This window comes from Pseudomonas sp. Irchel 3H9, assembly GCF_900187495.1.
Lineage (GTDB): Bacteria > Pseudomonadota > Gammaproteobacteria > Pseudomonadales > Pseudomonadaceae > Aquipseudomonas > Aquipseudomonas sivasensis.
Window position 1 is genome coordinate 208,490 of sequence record NZ_FYDK01000008.1, and the last position, 14,918, is coordinate 223,407.

At 57.7% G+C, this 14,918-nt stretch carries 10 protein-coding genes and 1 pseudogene; 3 read left to right on the forward strand and 8 right to left on the reverse strand.

All coding sequences use genetic code 11. The features are described 5' to 3' along the window. Positions 1-148 precede the first annotated feature (148 nt). Both CKW32_RS24935 and CKW32_RS24940 read right to left on the reverse strand, forming a co-directional pair. A complete protein-coding gene (locus tag CKW32_RS24935) occupies positions 149-2,002 on the reverse strand; it encodes a DUF4105 domain-containing protein (protein ID WP_095186245.1) in 1,854 nt (617 codons plus the stop codon). Between the two features lie 92 nt (positions 2,003-2,094). Next, positions 2,095-2,583 carry a DUF3015 domain-containing protein gene (locus CKW32_RS24940; protein WP_027605327.1) on the reverse strand — a complete coding sequence of 163 codons (489 nt, stop codon included), beginning with the start codon at positions 2,581-2,583 and terminating at the stop codon, positions 2,095-2,097. A 267-nt stretch (positions 2,584-2,850) separates the two neighbouring features. Between CKW32_RS24940 and CKW32_RS24945 the strand changes: the two genes are divergently transcribed. Then, positions 2,851-5,289, forward strand: a complete 2,439-nt coding sequence (locus tag CKW32_RS24945) for a Lon protease family protein (RefSeq protein WP_032884683.1) — start codon at positions 2,851-2,853, stop codon at positions 5,287-5,289. Between the two features lie 297 nt (positions 5,290-5,586). Next, positions 5,587-5,904: a hypothetical protein gene (locus tag CKW32_RS24950; RefSeq protein WP_032884774.1), complete on the forward strand. Its 318-nt coding sequence runs from the start codon at positions 5,587-5,589 to the stop codon at positions 5,902-5,904. Between the two features lie 6 nt (positions 5,905-5,910). On the opposite strand, the gene CKW32_RS24955 is transcribed toward CKW32_RS24950, so the two are convergent. Continuing rightward, entirely contained in the window at positions 5,911-7,734 is a 1,824-nt protein-coding gene (locus tag CKW32_RS24955; protein WP_095186246.1) for a hypothetical protein, read from the reverse strand. Between the two features lie 165 nt (positions 7,735-7,899). Between CKW32_RS24955 and CKW32_RS24960 the strand changes: the two genes are divergently transcribed. Further along, entirely contained in the window at positions 7,900-8,388 is a 489-nt protein-coding gene (locus CKW32_RS24960) for a TIGR00645 family protein (RefSeq protein WP_005791582.1), read from the forward strand. 19 nt (positions 8,389-8,407) lie between these two features. Here the strand turns inward: CKW32_RS24960 and CKW32_RS24965 are convergent, their stop codons facing one another. The 5 genes and pseudogenes from CKW32_RS24965 to CKW32_RS24980 all read right to left on the reverse strand — a co-directional run bounded on the left by CKW32_RS24965 (position 8,408) and on the right by CKW32_RS24980 (position 14,408). Beyond that, positions 8,408-9,841 carry a glycosyltransferase family 39 protein gene (locus tag CKW32_RS24965; protein WP_095186247.1) on the reverse strand — a complete coding sequence of 478 codons (1,434 nt, stop codon included), beginning with the start codon at positions 9,839-9,841 and terminating at the stop codon, positions 8,408-8,410. A gap of 149 nt (positions 9,842-9,990) precedes the next feature. Next, positions 9,991-10,896 carry a methyl-accepting chemotaxis protein gene (locus tag CKW32_RS28940; protein WP_371260674.1) on the reverse strand — a complete coding sequence of 302 codons (906 nt, stop codon included), beginning with the start codon at positions 10,894-10,896 and terminating at the stop codon, positions 9,991-9,993. After that, a pseudogene (locus CKW32_RS28945) lies at positions 10,891-12,153 on the reverse strand (HAMP domain-containing protein); the annotation flags it as partial. The gene CKW32_RS28940 and the pseudogene CKW32_RS28945, both read right to left, overlap by 6 nt. A 131-nt stretch (positions 12,154-12,284) precedes the next feature. Continuing rightward, a complete protein-coding gene (locus tag CKW32_RS24975; protein WP_095186249.1) occupies positions 12,285-13,400 on the reverse strand; it encodes an HD-GYP domain-containing protein in 1,116 nt (371 codons plus the stop codon). A 75-nt stretch (positions 13,401-13,475) separates the two neighbouring features. Then, positions 13,476-14,408: a chemotaxis protein CheV gene (locus CKW32_RS24980; RefSeq protein ID WP_032884688.1), complete on the reverse strand. Its 933-nt coding sequence runs from the start codon at positions 14,406-14,408 to the stop codon at positions 13,476-13,478. Between the last annotated feature and the right edge of the window lie 510 nt (positions 14,409-14,918).

A 14,918-nucleotide genomic window follows, 5' to 3' on the forward strand; every position in this document is an offset into this window, starting at 1 on the left:
TCGAGTGAACTCCTGATTGTGCGGGCAATGCTAACAAAATATGGGAGGTGGCTTGCGCCCGATAGCAGAGTGTCAGTCAATGCTTAACTGAAACACCGCCATCGGGGGCAAGCCCGCTCCCACATTTTTGATTTTCACCAGGCTTTGGTCAGTAGTGATACCACTTCACTTCAAGCATCACTTCATTCACTGGCGTCGACAGGTGGCTGTACTCGCGCTGTGCGCTCAGGCGCAGGCCCAGGTTACGGGACAGTTCCCACTGTTGGTTGAGGCTGATGCTGCGCCGCACTTCACCATTGGTGAAGAAATCGCCCTTGGCTTCCAGGCTCAAGTTGCCCAGCGGGTTTTTCCACAGCACGCCGGTGTTGAAGCCGGCTGCGGGGGAGATGGCTTCGTTGAAGTCGTTGTTGTGTTCCACGCGCACGGTGCCGAGGGCGAAGCCGAGCATGTCGTCGCGTAGTTGCCAGGTGCCGCCGGCACCGCCGTTGACGTGGGCGACCAGGGTTTCGTCGTCGTGTTTGCCCGGCACGCGTTCCAGGCCACCGGTGACTTGCCAGGACCAGGGTTGCAGCAGGGCGTTGCGTGGGGTCAGGGAGCGGATGGTAGCCAGGTCCAGTTGCTGCAATTGCCAGTGGTTACCTTCGTACTGGCGCAGTTTCATTTGCAGGATTTCAATCTGGGCGCCGAGGGGGAAGCCTTCGGCGTTGTCGTTGAGGTCGTGGTAGGCCATGCGCAGGCCGTATTCACCGAAGGCTTTGTCGCCCCGGGTGCCGATGCCAGCTTGCCAGGTACGCGACTCATGGCCGTTTTCCGGCAGGCCGGGAGGCGTGATCTTTAGATCGGGCGCGGGGTTCTGGTTGATCGCGCGCAGCAGTTCGAAGCTGCGTTGGGAGCGTGCGGTGTCCCGTTCAAGGCCATTGGCACGGTAGCGGCCCAGGCGATAGGCGGCGTCGATGATCAGGGCCTGACGCTCGCGGGGTAATGCTTTAAAAGCAGGCTCTTGTAGTTGCTGCTGGTCATCGCTGACCTTGAGTACCCATTGCTGCTCGTCGCTGTCCAGCGGCTTTGCGCGCTCCAGCAACTCGCGCTCGCGGGACGGTCGGTAGTCGATCTTCTCGACCAGGCCCGCGTCCTTCACTGCCTTGACGGTGTCGGTAGGAATGGCGGTCAGCGGGAATTGCTCGGTCAGGCGCAGGCCGGGGCGGGCCACTTGCAGCAGTTCCAGCAGGCGATAGGAGCAGTTTTCGTCGAAGAAGAAATAGTCGAACTGGATCTGCTTGAGCTCCCACACGTGCTCGACCATGCGCTCGGTCTCGACCTGGGTGAGGTTAAGGCGATATTCCCACAGGTCGCGGTTTTCGAGGCTGCGGTACTCGGAGAGTTTTTCCTGGTAAGGCACCAGCGCGAACAGACCGGGGTAGCCGCCCATCAGGCCTTTCCAGGCGTAGAGAATGCTGTTGTCCGAGCCTTCTATATAGGCGCCGAAGTTGATCGCGTAGCTGAGCAGCGCGGTCTTGTTGCTCTGCACGTCGGCCTGGTCGATACGCAGCAGGGTGTGGCCGAACATCGAGGACGGGCTGTTTAGGTAGGCCGCCGGGAAGATCATCACCGCGCTATGGGGCGAGACGTCCTTGAACCATTGCTTGAATTCGGTGCAGTCCACGGCGGGCAGGTCAGTCAGGTGCAACTGATCCTTTAACCAGCGGGTACGTGCGGGGTAGACGCATTGGGCGTGTTTTTCACCCAGGCTGGCCGGAGCATAGAGTGCTTCAACGGTGGCCTTGAGTTCGGCATCCGGGTGGTGGGCACCATCGGGGGCGAGGAAAAATTTCTGCTCGCTGACATAACTGCGCCAGCCACTGATTTTGCCGGCTTCGTAATGGCCCAGCGAAAGCCAGAACGGATCGTTGGCCAATTGCTGCAAACGTTGATCATCAAGGTGCGGTGCCGCGTACAGCGGGGCGCAGGCGAGGAGTGCCATCCAGGCAAAGCGTTTGAGCATAGGGGCAACTTAAGTCGGAAATTAGAGAGACCCAAAGGGGAAGCAGGTCCAAAAATAAAACCCGCGCCTGGGGAGGCGCGGGCAGGTCGAGCTTAAGCCTGGGTAGCGTATTTCGCCAGACGGGCATCGCCTTTCAGTACAGCCAGAGTGTTGTTGTGTACGTCTTCAGCGGTCACATCGGCCTTGCTGAAGATTTGCTGGAAGTGTTCGTGAGCCACTGCAGCGAAGTGTTCGCGATCTTCCGGAGCAACGCCCAGTACCACCGCGTAAGTGGTCAGTGCTTCGCCATTACCCTTGGCCATGTCTTCGGACAGCTCGTTCATCATGCCATTCATGGCAATCCAGGACTTGCCGCCGTAGGTCAGCGCGCTGTTGGTGCTGCAACCGTTGGTGCCCGAGGTCATGCCGAAGGTGGCGTTACCCGAAGTACCGTTGGTGGTGGAAGCCAGGAAGTGAGCCGGAGTGCCGCGCTGGCCTTCGAACAACATGTTGCCCCAACCGCAGTTCGGGCCACCTGGTGCTTCAGCCATTGCATTGAGGGAGACGACGGTGAAGAGAGTACCGAGAAGGATCCGTTTCATAGCTTTGTTCTCTTTGTGTGCAAACCAATGGACAAGGGTTCAGGCACTTCATAGCGCCCTAGGGATCGGTTATTAGTCCAACCCGCGCAGTTTGGAGTTTAGGCACGTTCCAAGGGTTCCGTGTGTTTTTATAAAACAATCAGAGATGTCGCGATTTTTTTGTAGGACTCATTCGGTGTCTACGCTTTCACAAAGGCTCGCCTTGCCAGAGCGCGCAACGGGGAGCCAGAATGCCGTCATCTGCCCCGCCTGATGTAAGGAAGCCCGATGCCTGATCCTGTTGCTGCCAGCCTGCGTCTAGCGCCCGAAGCGCTGACTCGTCCTTTTTCCGCTGAACAGTTCAGCTTCTCGACCACCAATGATTTGGAGCCCTTTCGCGGTGTGCTTGGCCAGGAACGCGCAGTTGAAGCGTTGCAGTTCGGTGTGGCCATGCCACGCCCCGGTTACAACGTGTTTGTCATGGGCGAGCCGGGCACCGGTCGCTTCTCGTTCGTCAAACGCTACCTGAAGGCCGAAGGCAAGCGCCTGCAGACCCCGGCGGACTGGGTCTATGTGAATAATTTCGATGAACCCCGCGAACCACGCGCCCTGGAACTGCCAGGCGGTGCTGCGGCGGCGTTCATTGCCGATATCAACGGCTTGGTCGACAACCTGGTGGCCACCTTCCCGGCGGTCTTTGAGCACCCGACTTATCAACAGCGCAAAAGCGCCATCGACCGCGCGTTCAACCAGCGTTACGACAAGGCCCTCGATGTGATCGAACGCCTGGCTTTGGAAAAGGACGTGGCGCTGTACCGCGACAGTTCCAACATCGCGTTCACGCCGATGCTCGACGGTAAGGCGCTGGACGAAGCCGAGTTTTCGCAACTGCCGGAAGTAGATCGCGAGCGTTTCCACACAGATATTTCCGAGCTGGAAGAGCGCCTCAACGAGGAGTTGGCCAGCCTGCCGCAGTGGAAGCGTGAGTCCAACAACCAACTGCGCCAGTTCAACGAAGAAACCATCACCTTGGCCCTGCAACCTTTGCTTGCGCCACTGTCGGAAAAATACGCCGAGAACGCAGCTGTCTGCGGTTACTTGCAGGCGATGCAGGTCTACCTGCTGAAAACTGTGGTCGAGCAATTGGTCGACGACGCCAAGACCGACGCCCAGGCCCGCAAGCTGCTCGAAGAGCAATACTGCCCGAGCCTGGTGGTTGGGCACCCGGTCAACGGCGGCGCCCCAGTGGTGTTTGAACCGCACCCGACGTACGACAACCTGTTTGGCCGTATCGAGTACAGCACCGACCAGGGCGCGCTCTACACCACCTATCGCCAACTGCGACCGGGTGCCTTGCACCGTGCCAATGGCGGGTTCCTGATCCTCGAAGCCGAAAAAATGCTCAGCGAGCCGTTCGTGTGGGACGCCCTCAAGCGCTCCCTGCAATCGCGCAAGTTGAAGATGGAATCGCCTCTGGGCGAGCTGGGCCGTCTGGCTACCGTGACCCTCAACCCGCAAATGATTCCGTTGCAGGTCAAGGTGATCATTATCGGTTCGCGCCAGCTTTACTACGCGTTGCAGGACGCCGACCCGGACTTCCAGGAGATGTTCCGGGTGCTGGTGGATTTCGACGAAGACATCCCGATGGTCGACGAAAGCCTGGAGCAGTTCGCCCAGTTGCTCAAAACCCGGACCTCGGAAGAGGGCATGGCGCCGTTGACCTCGGACGCGGTGGCGCGGCTGGCGACTTACAGCGCGCGGCTGGCGGAGCATCAGGGCCGTTTGTCGGCGCGTATTGGTGACTTGTTTCAACTGGTGAGCGAGGCGGACTTTATCCGCCACCTGGCCGGTGATGAGATGACCGATGCCGGCCATATCGAGCGCGCCCTCAAAGCCAAGGCCACCCGTACCGGCCGCGTGTCGGCACGGATCCTCGACGACATGCTCGCCGGGGTGATCCTGATCGACACCGCCGGTGCGGCCGTGGGCAAGTGCAACGGGCTGACGGTGCTGGAAGTCGGTGACTCGGCATTCGGCGTACCGGCGCGGATTTCCGCCACGGTGTACCCGGGCGGCAGCGGCATTGTCGACATCGAACGTGAGGTTAACCTCGGTCAGCCGATTCACTCCAAGGGCGTTATGATCCTCACGGGTTACCTGGGCAGCCGTTATGCCCAGGAATTCCCGCTGGCGATTTCGGCGAGCATCGCGCTGGAGCAATCCTACGGTTATGTGGATGGCGACAGTGCGTCCCTGGGCGAGGCGTGCACCTTGATCTCGGCCCTGTCGAAAACCCCGCTCAAGCAATGTTTTGCCATCACCGGTTCGATCAACCAGTTTGGTGAAGTGCAGGCGGTAGGTGGGGTCAACGAGAAGATTGAAGGCTTCTTCCGTCTCTGTGAAGCGCGCGGTTTGACCGGTGAGCAAGGGGCGATCATTCCTCAGGCCAACGTGGCCACGTTGATGCTTGATGAGAAGGTCTTGCAGGCTGTGCGCGCCGGGCAGTTCCATATCTACGCGGTGCGCCAGGCGGATGAGGCGTTGAGCCTGTTGGTGGGTGAAGACGCGGGTGAGCCGGACGCCGAAGGGCAGTTCCCGGAAGGGACCGTCAATGCGCGAGTGGTCGAGCGTTTGCGTGCGATTGCCGAGATGATCAGCGAGGAAGACTTGAAAGAGGCGGAGAAGGAGTTGGCGCAGCAGGCGCTGGCCGAAGCCAAGCCCACCTGAGTTCTGAGGCCAGGCCGGGTCAAACATGTGGGAGGGGCTTGTTCCCGATTGCGATAGGTCAGTCATGTAGATGTCGACTGACACACTGCATCGGGGGCAAGCCCCCTTCCACATTTGGAACTGCTTGCGTCACTAAATTGACTTTCTTCTGAGGGGCTAATGTCCGTTGGTCCCTACGGCCTTGGTTTGTCGGGTTTTTCTTCTATTCTCTGCTTTAGGGATATTCACAGGAGTCGCTGGATAGAAACAGCCTTGCCCCAGGCCGGGCTGAACACCGATCTGCCGAGGGTCGCCGCCATGCCGCGCAACCTTTGCCTTACCCGCCAGTGCTTTGGCCTGGTCACCCGTATCGAATGCTCCATTCGCCCTCTCGCGGGGGATAACGGGATGTGGACCTTGTTATTTGCCGCCGGAATGTCCGGTGAACAGCCGTCCACCATCAAGTCCCAAGGCCCGTTTCATGGGCCTTTTGCGGCGCAAACCATCCTGGAATCGATTGTGGATAGCCTGACCATGCACGGCTATGAAGTGGCGGGCGACCCACAGATCTGGTGCCTGCATATGCAAGCCCATCTGCGGCAGCTCAATGGCAACCATGAGCCGCTTGCGCTGTAGTGGCGGTCACTTGCTGTCGGGCTTGTCCAGTTTGACCTCGAAGCCGTACTGCACGGTGTTCAGGTCGGTGCGCTGGTAGCTTTCCAGTGCAGTCGGTCGGCCGTAGAAATAATGCACGTCAAACATCGCCGTGCCGTATTCCTCGGCGCGGTGGCTCACCCCAAGGATTTCCTTGAGGTACTGGCCACTGGCGTCCTTGGCGTAGAAGCGCCAGCTGTCGGCCGGGAATTCTTTCTGATCGACGATCAGCGCATTGTCCTTGAGCGACAAGCCCTTGGGCAGCTTGGCCACGTCTAACTCACCTTTCTCGATAGTCGCCAAAAACAGCGGGATTGAGCCCACCACAAACGCCGGGTTTTCCGGGAACAGGGTGAGGTCGTAGGTGAGAGTGCCACGGGCCGGATTCAGCTCGAACGCTTCGGTCGGCAGCTCAATGGGGTCGCCGCGCTCACCTTTTTCGTCCGCCGTAAAAAAGGTAATCGGCGATTCGCTGCTGTTGCGCTCTGCACCGACCAGGTCGTCATTAAAGGTGAACGGGTGGTCGAACACGATATGCGCGGCACTGGCGTCTTCGACAGACTGGCTGATGCTGACGCTGTTTTTCAGTTGTTCTTCGGTCATTGCCGAGTCTTTGAGCCAGCTGGCAGCGCTGTCGTCGTACACGGTGACCGGCATCGGCAAGGCTTGTACGGTCTTTTCCAGGCTGTTTTTGTCGAAGCGCAACACCGGCAAGTCGAGGTCCTTGCGGGTAACGGACGCCGTGGAAAAGTCCATCACGTTGACCTGCAGGGTATCGATCAGGCCGTTGAAATACACCTTGGCGTAATGACTGCCCTGCTTATGCTCGAAAGCTTTCTGTTCATCCGTCAGTTGTTTTTCGAATCCCTCCGACCAGGCCTTCTGCTTTTGCATCTCGGCCAACTGTTTCTCGTAGAACGCCACTTGCGCGGCACTTTCGTTGATCGAACCTGAGCGTGTGAGGAATTGCCCGGTAGTGTCGCGCGCCTGCACCAGCAGAGGGTTTGGCGACTCGTCGCCGACTTGCGGGGCCAGTGGCCCGCTGTTGGTCAGCTCGATTTCGGCGTAGTTCTTCTCCAGCAGCAGCAAATTGAGGGTGATATTGCCCTCAGTGCGTTTGTGACCCACGTCCTTTTTCGACAGGTCGAACGTTAGCACCTTGCCCGGCGCGATGACTTCGACCGCGCCTTTTAGGGTGACAGGCTGGGGTTGGCTCTTGTTTTCCGTCTCGATGCCGTCGATGAAGGGGTAGGTCACCGTCAGGTCATCGGGGTTGGTCAGGTTGGAGCTGCTGGGGCTTAACTGAATGCCGGGGTCTGTCTCCGACCATTCCGGCTGGAAGGGGATGACTTTGTTGTTGCTCAAGGTGACCGACTGCCATTCCAGGCCATGGGGGAAGGGGAATTGGTCGGGCATGTTGAAACTGAACGGGAAGACCGGCTGCAAATCCGTCAGGTAGTCGGAGTGTGAAGTCTTGCGCAGTACGAACAGGCCATTGATATAGGTATCCACCAGCGCCTGGGGCGTGGGGTAGTGCTTGAGCAGGGCCAGGTTGTCTTCGCCGTACTCGGCCTCGATGGGCTTGGTGGCCAGCTTGACCCGCGCCCGTTCCAGCAATAGCAGCGAACCGCCGAGGTCGGCGACGGCGTCACGCAGTTTGGGGTCTTGGATGCTGTCGAGGGACTGTTCGAATTTGGCGGTTTTCTCTTCGAGGGTCGTCTGCTTCTGCTCGTCGCTGGGGGAGCAGCCGCTGGCCAGCAGCAATGCCGCGCACAGGCCAATGCTGGCCAAAGGGGATCGCACATCCATCATCTGAGTTTTTCCTGTCCGACGTCATCGAGCCGAGTTGAGATGGGCTCGACACTAGCAGAAAAATTCTCTTACAGATGCCGCCTGGGTCAGTTTTCTCGCGCTTACAGGTGTCTTGTAGCGGCTGGTATACTCGCCGCCATTTTTAGCCAAGCTGTGTGAGACCCCATGGAACGCTTTATCGAAAACACTATGTACGCTTCACGCTGGCTGCTGGCGCCGATCTACCTGGGGTTATCCCTGGGTTTATTGATCCTGGCGCTGAAATTCTTCCAGGAAATCATTCACGTGATTCCCAACATTTTCACCATGCTGGAAGCGGAAGTGATCCTGCTGCTGCTGTCGTTGATCGACATGGCGCTGGTGGGTGGCTTGCTGGTGATGGTGATGATTTCCGGCTACGAGAACTTCGTGTCGCAGCTGGATATCGATGAAAACAAGGAAAAGCTCAACTGGCTGGGCACCATGGACTCTTCGTCGCTGAAGATGAAAGTGGCGGCGTCCATCGTGGCGATTTCCTCGATCCACCTGCTGCGCATCTTCATGGACGCCAAGAACGTCGATCCCCAGCACCTGATGTGGTACGTGATCATCCACATGACCTTCGTAGTCTCGGCCTTTGCCATGGGCTACTTAGACAAGCTCACCAAGCACTGATGCCCTGGGTGCGCTGGCCTTACTGCTCGATGAAGTAGTAAGGCTGGCGACCGATCTTCATCTCCTTGATCACGGTGATCTTCCCGCTCAGTTGGCGGGTGTTGTCCAGCAATGCAATGTTGCCGGGCTTGGCCGTCAGAAAACTGTGTAATTCAGCTTCGGTCTGCAGGATCGGCAAGTAGGCCTGCAGATAGAACACGCTCGCCCCGGCGATGCGCTCATTGGGCTGGAACATCACCACATTCTTACCTTCAGTTTGAAACGCCCTGGCCTGACTGATCACGGGTACGAAAGACTCGCGCTTGTCTGCTTTGGGTGCGAACCAGAACGCAGCCGTCAGGTAGCTGACCATTGCCAGGCTGAACACGCCGATGATCACCCCCCGGTGGTAGCGGTACAGCGCCGGCTTGCGCACCTTGAGCCATTCCAACAGCACACCTGCATATTCTGCTGCGAGCACGGCGGCGGCTGGCGTGAGTGCCATCAGGTAAACGGTGCGCTTGCTGGACGCCAGAGTCAGCAGAGTGAACTGCGCCACCAGCCAGACACTGAAAAACAGGCGGTAGCGATCGCGCACCAGGCTTTTTCGAAAGTGCCACAGGCCCAGGTACACGAGGATATTCCAGGGCAGGAACGCTTGCGGCAGCTTCGCGAAGTAGTAGTAAAACGGCTCGTAATGCCCAGCCTCGACGAACGACCCGCTGAACCGCCCGACGCTGTTGGTCCACAGCACTTCGCCCACGGCCTGCATCCCGCCGCGCTGGAACAGGAAGCCCAGCCAGATCATCAACGGCACCAACGCCAGCACGGTGAACACGCCCGGTTTGAGCCACTCGCCGATACGCAGGCGCTTGTCCATCAGGCTGATGCTGGTCAGGTACACAAAGATCACGATGCCCGGCAACGCGAGGCCCAGCACGCCTTTGCTCAGGGTGGCGATCACCATGCCGGCGGTAAACAGCATCCATGCCCACGCACTGGAACCCTCACGTCCGGGTCGCACGGCTTGGTAGAACGCCAGCAGCGCGGTGGTCACCCCTAGGCTGAGCAGTGAATCTTCACCCACGCCGCGCACATTGCCCCAGTAACTGGCCATGGTCGCCAGGATCAGCGCTGCGCAAAACGCCAGTGTCTTTGGGCGTCCGAACCTGCGCAGCATTCCGTAGAGCAGCATCACGCTGAACAGACCGGCAAATGCCGAAGCCAGCCGTACCGCCCCAGGTGTGCCGCCAAACAGGCGAATCGCTCCGGCGTCCAGCCACAGGCTCAGGGGCGGCTTTTCCAGGAAGGGCTCACGAAACAGTTGCGGTACGACCCAGTCATTGTCCAAGTGCATGGCCATGGCAATGCCCGAGACACGGGCCTCGGTGGAGCCTTGCAGTTCATGGTTACCCAGGGCCAAGAAGAACAGCAGACCAGCAAGCAGGAGCAGCAGAGGAGCGGGACGCGTCATGGAGTCTGGCTACCGAGAGACGGGGGATCGTTTGAGGGAACGGCTCACAATCGATGAGTATAGGGAGATGATTCTTAATATTTCATGAATGGGCGTGGGTTATGTCGCTGGGCCAGGAGGTTGACGACCCCCTGGCTTCGCGTGAGGCATTACGAGGCTTTGACTTTGAAGCGACTCAGGCCCTGTTGCATGGAGTTGGCCCGTTCCGACAGGTTCTTGGCCGCCACTGCGCATTGCTGGGAGTTTGCCTGATTCTGCTGGGTGACTTCGTCGATCTGCTCCAGGCCGATGCTCGCCTGTTGCAGGCCGGAAGCCTGTTCGCTGGAGGCTTGGTAGATCAACGACACCAGGCTGGAAACCGTGCTGGTGCCGGTGACGATATTTCTCAACGAGTCGGCGGTGCGGCCGGCGATGATCATGCCGCGTTGCGTTTTGGTCGAGGAGTCGGCAATCAGCGCGGCGGTTTGCTGGGCGGCTTCGGCGCTGCGGGCGGCGAGGCTTCTGACTTCGTCGGCGACCACCGCAAAACCACGCCCCAGTTCTCCGGCACGTGCGGCCTCGATCGCTGCGTTCAACGCCAGCAGGTTGGTTTGAGCGGCGATGTTGTCGATGGTGGTGATAATCGCGGTGATGTCTTTGCCCGAATTGTCGATTTCCGCCATGGCCGCGATCAATTCACTCATCAACTTGTCACTTTCCCCGGCGTCGGCGCGCGAGGCTTGGGATTGCTCGTCTGCCTTCTTCGCATTGGCGGCGTTGTCGGTAGTCTGCGCTGCCATCTGGGTCATCACGGCACTGATTTCGGTGATGGACGATGCAGAATTGGACGCGCCGTCGGAAAGCGACTGGCTCAACTCGGTGACCTGCGCGGAACTGCCGGTGATTTGCGTGGCGCTGGCCTGCACTTGGGAAATGAGGGTGTTCAGGTTACCGACCATTTTTTCCAACGATTTGCCGAGGGTGTCGTTGGGGGAGGACAGGCGTACTTCCAAATCCAGGTCCCCTTCGGAAATACGCTCGGCCACACGCACCTGGCGTTGCAGGCTTTCCGACATATCGTTCAAGGCAAAGGACAATTGGCCGACTTCGTCATCAGATTTCTGCACCAGCCGGCGAGAGAAATCACCCAGGCTGATATTCGCGGCCAGAGCGGCAGCTTCACGAATCGGGCCGACGATTTTCGCTGTGGCAAACCACAGCGCCAGCAATGCCAGCAAGGAGACACCTACGCCGACCGAGACCTGCCAGATGCTGCTCTTGACGCCGCGTGACTGCAGTTCCTGCTCCAGGGCCAAGGCCTGGCTCATGACCACCGCCTTGGGCAGGTGGATCAAAATCGCCCACGGCTTGCCGGTGCGCCCCAGATTGATCGGCATCTGTACTTCGATTTCCTGGGAGTCCTGATTGAGCCGGCTGTCTCCCTGGCCTTTTTGCACATTCGCCAACACCTTTTCCCAAGTGCCTGGCAACAAGCCTTTCAGTGACTGGCCAATGAATTCCGGGCGTTTACTGTCAGCCACCACGAGCCCTTGATTGCTCAGGATCGACACGGAGCCTTTGCCGCCATACAGATCTGCGGACATTTGCTCGCTGAGTTTCTGGATAAACGAGATATCGAAGTCAGCCCCGACCACGCCGTAGAACTTGCCATTGGCAGTGATAGGTACCGATAGCGTGGTCAGCCACACATTTTTGCCTTGCACCACGTAGGGAAGTGGGTCCAGCACGCTTTCTTTCTGGGTGTCCCGTGGGCCTGAGTACCAGCCGCCCTTCAACACGCCATTGGGGTGGCGGGCATCGGAGTCGTACTCAACTAGCGGTTGCACGGCGATATGGCCATCTGAACTGCGTGTCCAATAGGGGGTGAAGCGACCCGTCAACGGGTTGTTACCGCCCTCATTGATACGAAAGGCTTGGTCCTGGCCGTCCAGCGCATCCGGTTCCCAGCATGAATACGTGCCGTTGAAGTCGGGGTTGTCCTTGAGCACGCTGAGCAGCATCGTATTGATCTGCTCACGACTGAGGGTCAGTGGGCTCTGCGCACTTTTACTCGCTCCCAGCGTATTGGCCATTGTGCGTGCCGAGTCCAAGGCGTTCTGCAGTTTTGCCTGGATGGCATTGGCACGCGACTCAGCCAGGTTTTGCACTTCGCGGATAGTAGCGCTTTCAATCAGGGTTGAAACTTCAGTGCCGACATACGCTTGATTGGCGCTTGAAGAATAAAGGCCATATGAGACCAGGCTCGCACACGAGATAAACAGGCAGAGTCCGGCGGTGAAGCAAATTCGAGTCTGCAATGAGTTGAATTTCATGATATTTCCTGCCCATGCTAATAGTCGCCAACATCATCGAATGTCGACATTTCGGTACTTCTTTTGCACAAGGCACGGTGTTTTATCATTGGCTGCTTAGGCATGGCATGCTGTACAGCGCTTGGAGTTACTTAATGCTCTTTGGGCATCTCTTCGTCGAGCCATAAACGTTCGGTGTTTTTAAAACCGTAACGCTGGGGCGGTACCCGCGCGACAATTCGGTCGGGTTGTTCGGGATCACTCAGGTCTATTATTTTCGGCGTTACATAAATATTTAGAACGGGCAGAAAGAACACTTTGATTTTTGGTGTCAGTAACGACTCGGGATGTTGTTCTATCACTACACCGATACTGCCACTTTTCAATTGAACGATAGAACCGACCGGGTAAATACCCACGGACTTTAAAAACGCGCGGAATACCTCGTCATCAAAATGCCCTTCCCATGTGGACATTTGCTGGATGGCGACGGCGGGGTCCCAGCCTTGGTTGTAGGAGCGGTCCGAGGTGATTGCGTCGTAGACATCGCACACCGCAGCCATTCGAGCCACCAGACTGATCTGGTCCCCTACCAACTGATGGGGGTAGCCGGTGCCGTCGACTTTTTCGTGGTGATGCAGGCACACATCCACGACCATTTCGCACATCTGCGAGGTCGCTTGCAGGGTTTTTTCCCCTTCCAGTGGATGGGTACGCACCAACTGCAATTCGTCAGTGCTCAACCGGCCAGGCTTGTTGAGAATGGCGCCCGGTATGGCCATTTTGCCGATGTCGTGCAACAGCCCGGCCATGCCGACGCGACGAATCAGTGCGGTAGAGAGGCCCAATTGATTGCCGAGGGCAATCATCAACGCACACACGGCGACTGAATGCATGTAGGTGTAGTCGTCGATACTTTTCAGGCGTGCCAGGCTGATAAAGGCATTAGGGTGGCGGGCGATAGAGCTCGAAATGTCGTCCACCAATGCACTGATGTGCTCAAGCTCCAGGGCCCGGCCCATGCGGGCATGGCCGAACATCTCGACAACGGCGGTTTTAGCGCGACTACAGATTTCCTGTGCGGCGACTAATTCGTTTTGCATGGATGTGGGGATGGCTGGGACGCCTGGCGCAGCCGCTGGGGCCGTAGCGGCCGGTTGAGCGCCGCAGCCCAAGGCGCACGGCACCTGCGACGGCTCACCGCCCCGCCAGAATGGCTTTGCCTCGCCATCAGGCGCCTGAAGATCGAGTTCATTGCACTTCAACATGGTATGCCCTCTGTTGATGGTCTTTTTATACGTTGTTCATCAGCCTCCTTGGCTTGAGCAGTGTCGTTTTGCCTTTCAGGTAGGGCTCACGGCCTTGATACGTGCGACTACACGACCTGCCAGGTCATCCGGGCGAAACTTCGCGAGGAAGTCATCGGCCCCGACTTTCTTGACCATGGCCTGGTTGAAACCGCCCGATAGGGACGTGTGCAGCACGATATGCAACTTGGCCATGCGTGGGTCGCTGCGGATTTCGGCGGTCAGCGTATAACCGTCCATTTCCGGCATTTCGATATCTGAAATCATCATCAGAAACTCCTCATCCGGGTTGCGCCCCTCGTCAAGCATGGCCCGAAGGTAATCCAGCGCCTGGCGACCATCGTTCAAGGCGACGACCTCGACACCCACTGTCTCCAGGCAGCGGGTCACCTGTTTACGCGCAACCATCGAGTCATCCACGGTCAGCACTCGCAGGTGTCGAGCCTGTTGATTGACCGCGTCATCCACCACGCCGATGGAGATTTCTTCGGACGAGGGCGAGATTTCCGTCAGCACCTTTTCTACATCGATGATTTCAACCAGACGATCATCGGTACGGGTAACCGCCGTCAGGTAATTGTTGTCACCGCTGCCCTTGGGAGGCGGATGAATGTCTTCCCAGTTCAAGTTAACGATGTGTTCAACTGCATACACCAAGAAACCTTGAACTCGGTTGTTGTACTCCGTAAGTATGATAAAAGCGCTTTCTTTATCTGTGATGCCGGGCAGCCCGGTAGCCATTGCAAGGTCTAGAATGGGGATGCAAGCACCACGGATATTCGCAACGCCACAAATGTTGTTATTAGACTTTGGTAGTAGAGATAGCTTGGGGCAGCGAATAACTTCTCTGACTTTAAAGACGTTAATGCCATACAGCTGTTGGTCGTTAAAGCGGAATAGCAATAATTCCAGTCTGTTCTGACCGACCAGTTGTGTACGGCTGTTAACGGATGCCATTACACCTGCCATACACACCCCTTTGATTCTGGTTGGAATAGCGTTGATGTCGTAATGACATTATCATATGTAGGGGAATGTAAAATATATGTGAAAGCGAAATACTTTTTAGGTTAATCGTTAAAGCGATAGCCAAGCGGATGATGAGCTATTCAAGTGGATGTTTGAAATTAGTTAGTTGGCTAACTTGCTAGTTTAAGTGTTGAGAATGATTAAGATTGGAAGCTAGGATTCAGCAAAGTTACGGCGCCTTATGTGTTCCGCGTCCAGCTTTCGGCTAGCGGCGTGTGGCGCGTGGCGGTGAGTACCTTCGATTTCGAAGGGCTGGCTGGTGGTCATGGTGTTTAGTGAGGGGAGGGTGGTGAAGGGGGATTAAGGGGATAGGGGAGTTTTTTCATGGCGCACCCTCCTTGATTGATGGAGTCGCCATGCAACGCTCCTAAACGAAAGGAGTGGCGACCGTACGCGGGTTGCCAGACCAATAATCAACGAGTCCGGCGAATCCGAAAATGCCCCATGCAC

Excerpts from the sequence above, each read along its gene's own strand:
- CKW32_RS24935 (WP_095186245.1), bottom strand. The coding sequence starts at position 2,002 with ATGCTCAAACGCTTTGCCTGGATGGCACTCCTCGCCTGCGCCCCGCTG.
- CKW32_RS24950 (WP_032884774.1), top strand. The coding sequence starts at position 5,587 with ATGCCGCGCAACCTTTGCCTTACCCGCCAGTGCTTTGGCCTGGTCACC.
- CKW32_RS24980 (WP_032884688.1), bottom strand. The coding sequence starts at position 14,408 with ATGGCAGGTGTAATGGCATCCGTTAACAGCCGTACACAACTGGTCGGT.
- CKW32_RS24975 (WP_095186249.1), bottom strand. The coding sequence starts at position 13,400 with ATGTTGAAGTGCAATGAACTCGATCTTCAGGCGCCTGATGGCGAGGCA.
- CKW32_RS24945 (WP_032884683.1), top strand. The coding sequence starts at position 2,851 with ATGCCTGATCCTGTTGCTGCCAGCCTGCGTCTAGCGCCCGAAGCGCTG.
- CKW32_RS24955 (WP_095186246.1), bottom strand. The coding sequence starts at position 7,734 with ATGATGGATGTGCGATCCCCTTTGGCCAGCATTGGCCTGTGCGCGGCA.
- CKW32_RS24940 (WP_027605327.1), bottom strand. The coding sequence starts at position 2,583 with ATGAAACGGATCCTTCTCGGTACTCTCTTCACCGTCGTCTCCCTCAAT.
- CKW32_RS24960 (WP_005791582.1), top strand. The coding sequence starts at position 7,900 with ATGGAACGCTTTATCGAAAACACTATGTACGCTTCACGCTGGCTGCTG.
- CKW32_RS28940 (WP_371260674.1), bottom strand. The coding sequence starts at position 10,896 with ATGTCGGAAAGCCTGCAACGCCAGGTGCGTGTGGCCGAGCGTATTTCC.
- CKW32_RS24965 (WP_095186247.1), bottom strand. The coding sequence starts at position 9,841 with ATGACGCGTCCCGCTCCTCTGCTGCTCCTGCTTGCTGGTCTGCTGTTC.